Below are 8,162 nucleotides of genomic sequence, written 5' to 3' on the forward strand. Positions count from 1 at the left end.
CACGACAACAATCTTGCGGACGCTTCCCAGGTCCAGCGTTAATTCGGTCGGATTTCCGAACTCGAGCCGGTCCTGCGTCACTCGGACCCATTGCTGGACGAGAGTATCGGCCTGGACCGCCTTCAAACCGGCCATCCAGATGTCAATCGCGTGTTCCCGCCCCAGTTGAACAACATCGCGAGAGTCAGCCATCGCAAAAAACCTTCGTTCTCTTCGAATGGGCACCTGTGGCGTTTGGACTACGAAAATCCCACGCTCTATTTTTCTTGGAGTCATTGTTGAGTTTATAACACAACTGTGGTCACGTGAAAAAGGGCCGTGCTTAGGGTTGTCCCGGGGCCTGGCGGTCGGCACACCGCCCAGTCGGTTGGTCAATGGTGCGATACGTGTTGAACCGTTTCAGCCGGTGTTCGCGTGTTGTCGAAGCGATTCATGACAGGTCGCTTGTCCAGGGCGGCGGCGGGAGAGTACCGTACCCACACGCGCCGCGGTAAAATCGGTGCGGCGTACGGAATGCTTGGTTTGCTTCCACAATTTCCATCAGGCTATCTGGGAAAGGTGATCTATGAAGAACACGCGGTTGATTTTGCTCAATCTAGGCCTATTCGCTTTGGTCAGCTTGATCGGCAATTTCGTTGCAGCGGAGGATTCGGGATGGGTGACCGTTCGTCCCGTCGAGATTGATGAGATCCTTGCCAACCCAGGAATGGGATGGGAAACTTTTCATCACACGGCTGCCAATGATCGCAATCTCCCGGACTGGATTCCCTCCACGGTCCAGTACCTTCGATGGGGCTGGGCCGAGCTCGAACCGGAGCCTGGACGACTCAACGTGGAGCTTATTGATAAGGTTCTTTCAGAAACGAGATCGGCCGGGCAGAAACTGGCCTTTCGCGTGATGTGTTGCTCTACGACTCGCGGACGGCCCTATCATCCGCGGTGGCTTCGAGACATTGGCGGTCGGGTTATCATCACGCGTTATAGAGATGTTCCAGGGCTGGAAGTTCCCGATTTGGATGATCCCGTCACTCTCAATGCGCATCTGGATTTTATCCGGCGGCTGGGGGCAAAGTACGACGGCCATCCGGATCTGGATCATGTCGATCTTGGGTCGGTGGGTTGGTGGGGAGAGTGGCACATGAGTAACTCCGAGCCTGCCCGCATGCCACTTCCCGAGAATCAACGAAGAATCATCGATACGTATCTGGAATCATTTCGAAAGACGCCGCTTTTGATGCTCATCGACGGCCCCGAGATGCTTCACTACGCGACAAGCCGTGGCACCGGTTGGCGGGCGGATTGCCTGGGCGACATGGGCGGCTTTTCACGCAATTGGTGTCATATGCGCAACGCTTATCCCAGCACCCTGAGCGAAGCGCGAGCCCTTGACGTTTGGAAAACGGCCCCCGTGGCCTGGGAAACTTGCTGGGACATTCGCAAATGGGTCCAAGAAGGCTGGTCCTTACGCTATATCTTCAACTACGCGCTGGCCCTCCATGGTTCCTATTTCAACAACAAGTCGGCTCCGTTACCACCAGGTGACAACGTGCGCGAGGAGGTGACGCGTTTTCTTCGGCGGCTGGGTTACCGGCTGGTTATTCGGGAGCTACGGCATCCGGCAATCGTTCGGTCCGGGGAAAATCTGCCTGTGACAATGGTCTGGCAGAACGTGGGTTCGGCTCCGTGCTATCGACCGTACAGGATGGCTGTTCGACTGACAGGCCCCTCTGGAAAGAGGTTCATCCATGTCAGTGACAAAACCGTGCGCGAGATCCTGCCGGGCGAAGTGGAGGTCTTCACGGAAAGCTTCATGAAAAACCCGCCCGATTTGCCACCCGGCAAGCCGGTGACGGTGGAAGAATTCATTCCAATAGCGCCTACTCTGGAGCCCGGCGAGTATTCCCTGGCCGTCGGTGTTGTGGACGGTGCGGACCGTCAGACGCCGGTTGTCCAGCTTGCTATTGCTGGAAAGGACGCGGACGGCTGGTATCCCCTATCCAGGTTTCGCGTCGCCTCGCCGTGAAACCCGGGCCGCCCTTCACCGCAAAACATGTTTTCGTAGCTGTTGGGACACCCGCGCGATCGTGTGGGCAGCAACATGGAGTTCTTCCGCAGTCGTCTTGGGGCCGAAGCTGATTCGCAGGGAGCTTTTCACGATCTCCCTGGGAACGCCGAGAGCAAGAAGACTGGGCGAAGGCTCGGGAGATCCGCTCGAACAGGCCGAGCCAATCGAGCAGCAAACTCCTTCCAGGTCGAGCGCGGTGAAAAGGAGTTGATTGTCAATCCCCGGAATCGCGAGGTTGACAGTTTGAGGCAGCCGCGGTGCTGCTTCCCCGTGGATAACGACATCGGGAATCAGGGCTTTCAGTGTTTGTTCAAATTCCTGCCGTAAAGCGGTCATTTTCGCGATGTTGTCTTCCAACTCCGCCACGGCCAGGGAAAGAGCTGTTTCCATTCCCACAGCCAGGGCCACGCTTTCCGTGCCGGGACGCAGCCCCTCCTGCTGTTCGCCGCCATACAAAATGGGCCGCAGGGGCATCCCTCGTTTGATAATAAGAGCGCCGATTCCCAAGGGGCCACCAAACTTGTGGGGCGTCACGGTCATGGCGTCTGCATTAAAATCGTGAAAAGAAACGGGCATCTTTCCCACGGCCTGCACGGCGTCGGTGTGGAAAGGTACCCCATGGCTGTGACAGATTGCCGCGATTTCGGCAATCGGCTGGATAACCCCCGTCTCGTGATTCGCGGTCGTCACACTGACCAGGGCGACCTGAGGAGAAATCCATCGCCGGAGCGACTCCACGTTGACAACCCCATTGGGGTGCACATCGAGGGTATCCAAACGCCATCCCCAGTCGACGAGCGTTTCGGCCGCCCGCAACACACTGGGGTGCTCAATCGACGAGATGATGATCCGCCCCGGCATCCCTTCGGTTCGCGCCAGAGCAATCCCGAGAATGGCCAGATTGTTGGCCTCTGTTCCGCCACTGGTGAAAATGAGGCGGTCTCCCTCGCGGGTTGGTTCGGCGCCTAACAGAGTGAGGATGCGCTCCCGGGCTTCTTCCAGGCGCTTTCTGGCGGCCCGACCGAACTGATGCTGGCTCGCCGGATTGCCTGGCACGTCTTTCCAGACGTGGATCATCTGCTCGATGACCTCACGGCGAATCGGGGCCGTCGCATTGTAATCCAGGTAGATTGCCATAACGCAAAGGCGGTCATGCTGCGCAAAAGGTCGATCGCAGGACTCTATCCGCTTTATATCGCATTTTACGAAAAATAGCTCGATTTTGAAATGAGATCATGTAAGATGAGTCGCCCTGACTCAATCCCCACCGACCACATCATTATTAAGTCACTGGGGATTGGAAGCTGGCTGGGTGAATGCCGCTGACAGGTGGACCAGGAGGAATGGATCGGTCACATCTTCCCGGCTTTTCTGGTGCGGTCGCTTGATGAACAGCGGCACATGACGGTGGTCCGGGTTGGCTTCTCGAAATTGAGGATCAGGATCTCTCCGCCAGCCGTGATCAGACGTCATGACAATGAATGCCTCATCGAAGAGGTTCCTCTGCCGAAGGTGATCACGGATCTCACCAATCACCGAGTCCAGACGCAAAAGATGGCGATGATATTGGTCGGGCGTTCCGAACGTACGGTCCTGCTGTGGACTGTAAGATCCCACGAATTCACCCTGGGCATCAAGGATGAAGGGGCCGTGAGGGAGTGGCCAGTGAATAAAGAGACACATTCCCGGGCCGAGTTGATCGATGAGGCGAAAGGCCTCCCGGTGAAATTCTTTTAATAATCGAAACCAGTGCCTGCTGAAGAATGCGCTATCCCACCGCCGCCACATTAACCGGGAAAATGGATCCGTCAGAAATCGCAAATTACCGAGCAAGAACAAGCCGGCCTGCGCGACCACCGAATCAGCTTTGGGATCATTGGGATAGCTATGGCACTCTATACCGCGGCCCTCGAGAAGAATCTCGTAGGGATGGTAAAAACCGAGGACGCGCACCTGATAGCCCGCTCGCAGGAGTTCGTCAAACAGCGTATGTTGCTCGGCGACCGGCTTACGACCCTGAGACGTTTGCCAGAAAACCTGGCCGTTGTGCGGAAACAACTCCCCATCAGGTGTTTGATAAACGAGTCGTGGAAGAGAAAAGTAGGTGGCAGGGCCGGGAGATCGCGCACTATGATAGACATTTGAATGAGATGCAAAGTCTATTAAATGAGTAAATTCTGGCCGAATATCCTGGCCGTCGAAGGTTCGCTGGTAGGACCATTCATCAAAAACGAAAATGACAATGGGGGGAAAGTGGGCTTGCCCGCCCTGTTGGACGGCAGCGGGTTGGGCCAGGGATGAATCTGCCCGTTCCGCCGGGTTCCAAGACTTCCACGAAAGGACCTGCAACAGAAGGATCCAGGGTAGGGGGCTCAAGACGAGACACAGAGCCATGGCAGGTTTCCATAGCCGCCGGAAAAACAACAGCAAGAGAGCTGTGATAACAATCCACGCGGTCCAGAAAAACCAATCATATTTCGCAGTAAATCCAACGCCGACAAACATCGACGTGAGACCTGATAGTATTGCATCGGTAAAAAAGAAGATAAAGACGAATTGACTTGTTCTGCGAATCGTTCGATTGCCGAGTATTCTTGTGATGAGCCAACCAACAAAAAGAGCCGCCGCGACGATTCCCACGGCGAGAATCAGTGCCTGGCTATCTCGGGAAGACCAGAAGTAGTGATAGCGATTTTGCTCACTGGTCCAGGAGCGAAGCTGTCCCAGGAAAAACAGACAACTGGCGGATACTGAGATGGCAGCCGCACGGATTGCCTGCAGATAGAAGGGGCGTCGAGAAATCGTCTGATCAGGGAGAGGGTTTGGCTCTGCCGTTACATTCCCGGCTGTCGCATCTTTTGGCAGGACTACCACTGTATTCATAGGAGGATCGGCGTCTTTAATTGAACCGAATGTCGTGTGTCTCTATTCTTTCCGGCGAAGCCAAAAAAGCATTCTTTCCGAGTCGGGCACCGGGAATTCTCGGACGATCGAGAAACGCTGGGAGAAGGTGCGACGGAACGCTGACAGCGTTATATGCTCGAAAGAGTCGCTGCGAAATTGCGTGAGCTTACGGAACATGGGATCGGCAGGGGGAACGAATTCGACGATGACCCCCTGGGAGGAAAGGTCAAACAGAAGCTGTTCGATGCGGTCGAGAGAAAGGTTGCCTGTTACAATCAAATGATGGATCAAAGCAAGGGCGAGCACATAGTCGGCCCGAGCCCTTTCCAGGAAAGGTTGACGCTCCTTGTTATTGAGCCCGATGCCAGGAGAAGGATTGGTTATATCCAGGACCATAGGCCAGATGGCAGACCCGGTATTCCGTAAACGGCGATAGAGCATCTCAATGGCATCGTGATCCTGGTCTGCAGCGATGACGCAGCTACCAAGTTCGGCGGCGAGCTCGCTGTAAGTCCCGGTATTGCAACCAAGGTCCAGGACCCACTTGGGTTTCTCGTGGGTGAGGACGGATCGGACGAACTCCCGTTTGGCGTCTTCGGCTCGGTCCGTGTAGCTGCAGGTGCGCGTGTAATCCGTCCAGACGCCTTGCGGACGGTATCCGCCAGCCAGCCGGAGAACTTTGCGACGGAGTCGCCGCAGGTTCCAGAGCATGGGTTCCCGGTTAATGGAAATGCGCGAGCCTGGGGACTGTGAAGTATGGGGCTTTGATTGTGAATACTCAGTAAGAAGCCAGGGGAGAGTGACATCCAGGAGTAAAGCGGGACGCCATCGGCCTAAACGTCCCATTACTCGAACCATGAATAGGGGGTCGCGCCCATTTAAATTTGATAGAAAATAAGACCGTAAATCCCAGTGTGTATATCGAGCCAACAAAAGAGGGTAGAGAAAGAGCCGCTGAAACTGTCCCAGGGCGTACCAGACATCAAATCGTGAGGGAACGTCAAGGGAACCGAGGTCGATAAAGATCGGCCGGGTACCCACAAATTGGACGTTAAAAGGCGTCGCATCCTTGAGGGAGAATCCTGCCTGCGCGAGCTCAATTTGAAGATCGAGCGTGAGCACCGCCGCGTCAGCCAGCATCGAGACCGACCACTCATAGGGGTAGGTGATCAGCGGGAGAGAGTCGTGTTCCACAAAGTGGTGCCATCCTGGGTGTTCCCGCTCGAGAAAGCTCAGAAGCTGCGGCTCTCGGACAAACCGACTGCCTACCACCCATTCCCGTGCAACCAATCGGCCAAGGAGGCCGATCTCTTCCGCCCGGCGAAGGCGCGCGGCAAGTTCAGGGGCGATCGCGCGATAGACGCGACCTTCCCGAATGAACACGTATCCTTCGGGGTCGCGGAACGATGCCTCGACACGTCTGCTCAAAATGTCTCGTGTCAACGGGCATGTTTGAGCGGTCATAAAGGTCCCCCAGGAGCAGACCAGAATTCCTGTAACAACGAGAACACCAGGTGAAAAACGGAACTGTTACGCGGCTTTCCGTTCCGGAACGGGGGTATCCGCCTCTGCGACCTCGGAAGGCGTCTCGCCACGGGCTCGGCTTCTCTTAAAAACTCGTGTAACAGCGGACGAGACAAAATCGCGTATTCGACCGACAAAGGCGATCGCCCCGATCACAGCGGCGATAAGAACCTGCAGAAGAATGGCTCCCGAACCGGGATCGATGTAAGCCAGAAGGACACGTGCCATCGTTCGATTCCCTCGCGTTTGAAAACGATTGTGTTGACCAATAGGGTAACCGTCGCCGGGATAATGGCCACCCGCCGTCTCAGGGGACGGGGAGTTTAGCAAAAGCCCCGTGCCGACCGGAAGACCGAATTTCAGCGGCCGTCATTGGGGAATAATTTTGGCGAGTGACGTGATATAACACTTAAGTGGTACCTTCCTGTGCCATGCATGAAACGTGTTCTCGCGGGGTTTTGCAGTCCTAAACGCACGTGCGCGGGTAAACCGGGGCGCAATTCTCATAAATGAACCGGCCGCGGAGATCAGGTGTTCCAGGGTCGAGGGGCGCCGGACCCCGACCCGAGTCACCAATGCTTGGTGAGTTCCTTAGGTTAGGGAGGTTTCTATGAGAGTCGCACGCGTCATGCTGGTTGCGGTGGTGTGCTTGCTGATGGTATCGGGGGTGGCCTGGGCTGAGGCTGGTAAAAAGGCGAAAAAGCCCAGAGCGGAAGGTAAGAAGCCCAAGGCTCCGCTCACGGTGGAAGAAATGTGGGATCAGGTGGACACCAACAAAGACGGGACGGTGGAGCTTTCGGAACTCCTCGCGTTGAAAGCACTCAAGGGCGACGAAGCCCGAGCAAAGAAACTCTTGGAAGCGTGGGATGCCAACAAAGATGGCAAGGTGACCAAGGAGGAATTCAAGGAATATGTGGCCAAGCAGGAAGAGGCCCGCAAGAAAATGTTTTCCAAACTTGACACCAATGGTGATGGTGTTCTCACTGTGGACGAACTCAAGGGCCTCAAACACCTCGGTGGTGACGAGGCAAAAGCGAAGGCCATGCTGGAACACCTGGATGACAACAAAGACGGCAAGGTGACTGTGGAGGAGTTCGCGCGGGTGCGCAATCTGCTCCAGGCGCCGGCGCAGACCAGGGGTGCCCGAAAGCAAAAGTAGTCGTCGCAACGCCGCACTGAGTGACTATTCTTCTGTCCACGGTCAGGACAGAGGAAATGTTTCCACGACAATGGCCCTCCTCAAATCGAGGAGGGTTTTTTTACGATTCCCCGCTGCCGATAGATAAGGCTGAAACGCGCCCGAGTTTTCGGGCCCCGCGTTCGACAGGGAAGACCCATGACGTTTTACTACCTCCGGCGACGCAGCCGTTGGCCAGAGAAAGGCCGCGGAAAATAGGTTCCCGTCAGAGGAACAGGGTCAGACGGCGAGATCAGTGCTCCGTTGCAAAGGGGTTTATGATGCGGCGGGGCTGGGGACCGCTGGAGCCGGAGCGTACTGCTACCCTGCCATGGTGGCCGAGTTCCGCGGAGACCGCGGCCTGACCGCGGCCTGGCGCGCTGCTCTCATCGTGCGCGGCAAATGGATTGATTACGAGAACGGGCGGTAAAGCCTGACGGTGGTGATCAGACTTTTTCGTTCTTGCCCGGGTCGCCGTCAGGGCATTCCCCG

At 56.1% G+C, this 8,162-nt stretch carries 8 protein-coding genes; 3 read left to right on the plus strand and 5 right to left on the minus strand.

The features are described from left to right. The coding region (locus tag H5U08_RS05785; protein WP_297031171.1) for a hypothetical protein at positions 1–192 on the minus strand (192 nt) is incomplete at its 3' end. Between the two features lie 373 nt (positions 193–565). Here H5U08_RS05785 and H5U08_RS05790 point away from each other — a divergent pair. Beyond that, a complete protein-coding gene (locus H5U08_RS05790; protein ID WP_297031172.1) occupies positions 566–2,023 on the plus strand; it encodes a DUF4832 domain-containing protein in 1,458 nt (485 codons plus the stop codon). A gap of 15 nt (positions 2,024–2,038) precedes the next feature. On the opposite strand, the gene H5U08_RS05795 is transcribed toward H5U08_RS05790, so the two are convergent. From H5U08_RS05795 to H5U08_RS05810, 4 genes are all read right to left on the minus strand, one after another. After that, the gene (locus H5U08_RS05795) at positions 2,039–3,202 is read right to left on the minus strand and encodes a cysteine desulfurase family protein (protein WP_297031173.1); all 1,164 of its coding nucleotides are present in this window, start codon (positions 3,200–3,202) and stop codon (positions 2,039–2,041) included. Between the two features lie 150 nt (positions 3,203–3,352). Beyond that, positions 3,353–4,948 (minus strand): sulfatase-like hydrolase/transferase, encoded by a 1,596-nt coding sequence (locus H5U08_RS05800; RefSeq protein WP_297031175.1) that lies wholly within the window; start codon positions 4,946–4,948, stop codon positions 3,353–3,355. A 42-nt stretch (positions 4,949–4,990) separates the two neighbouring features. Continuing rightward, a complete protein-coding gene (locus H5U08_RS05805; RefSeq protein ID WP_297031177.1) occupies positions 4,991–6,397 on the minus strand; it encodes a class I SAM-dependent methyltransferase in 1,407 nt (468 codons plus the stop codon). Between the two features lie 102 nt (positions 6,398–6,499). After that, complete coding sequence (locus H5U08_RS05810) at positions 6,500–6,721, minus strand: hypothetical protein (RefSeq protein WP_297031178.1); 222 nt, start codon at positions 6,719–6,721, stop codon at positions 6,500–6,502. A gap of 382 nt (positions 6,722–7,103) precedes the next feature. Between H5U08_RS05810 and H5U08_RS05815 the strand changes: the two genes are divergently transcribed. Further along, positions 7,104–7,652, plus strand: a complete 549-nt coding sequence (locus H5U08_RS05815) for an EF-hand domain-containing protein (RefSeq protein ID WP_297031180.1) — start codon at positions 7,104–7,106, stop codon at positions 7,650–7,652. 274 nt (positions 7,653–7,926) lie between these two features. Continuing rightward, positions 7,927–8,100 (plus strand): hypothetical protein, encoded by a 174-nt coding sequence (locus H5U08_RS05820; RefSeq protein ID WP_297031182.1) that lies wholly within the window; start codon positions 7,927–7,929, stop codon positions 8,098–8,100. Positions 8,101–8,162 lie beyond the last annotated feature (62 nt).

This window comes from Thermogutta sp., assembly GCF_014359955.1.
In the GTDB taxonomy this organism is placed as follows: Bacteria; Planctomycetota; Planctomycetia; order Pirellulales; family Thermoguttaceae; genus Thermogutta.

Bases quoted from the DNA above. Each gene is read 5' to 3' on its own strand.
- H5U08_RS05790 (WP_297031172.1), top strand. From the start codon at position 566: ATGAAGAACACGCGGTTGATTTTGCTCAATCTAGGCCTATTCGCTTTG.
- H5U08_RS05795 (WP_297031173.1), bottom strand. From the start codon at position 3,202: ATGGCAATCTACCTGGATTACAATGCGACGGCCCCGATTCGCCGTGAG.
- H5U08_RS05800 (WP_297031175.1), bottom strand. From the start codon at position 4,948: ATGAATACAGTGGTAGTCCTGCCAAAAGATGCGACAGCCGGGAATGTA.
- H5U08_RS05810 (WP_297031178.1), bottom strand. From the start codon at position 6,721: ATGGCACGTGTCCTTCTGGCTTACATCGATCCCGGTTCGGGAGCCATT.
- H5U08_RS05815 (WP_297031180.1), top strand. From the start codon at position 7,104: ATGAGAGTCGCACGCGTCATGCTGGTTGCGGTGGTGTGCTTGCTGATG.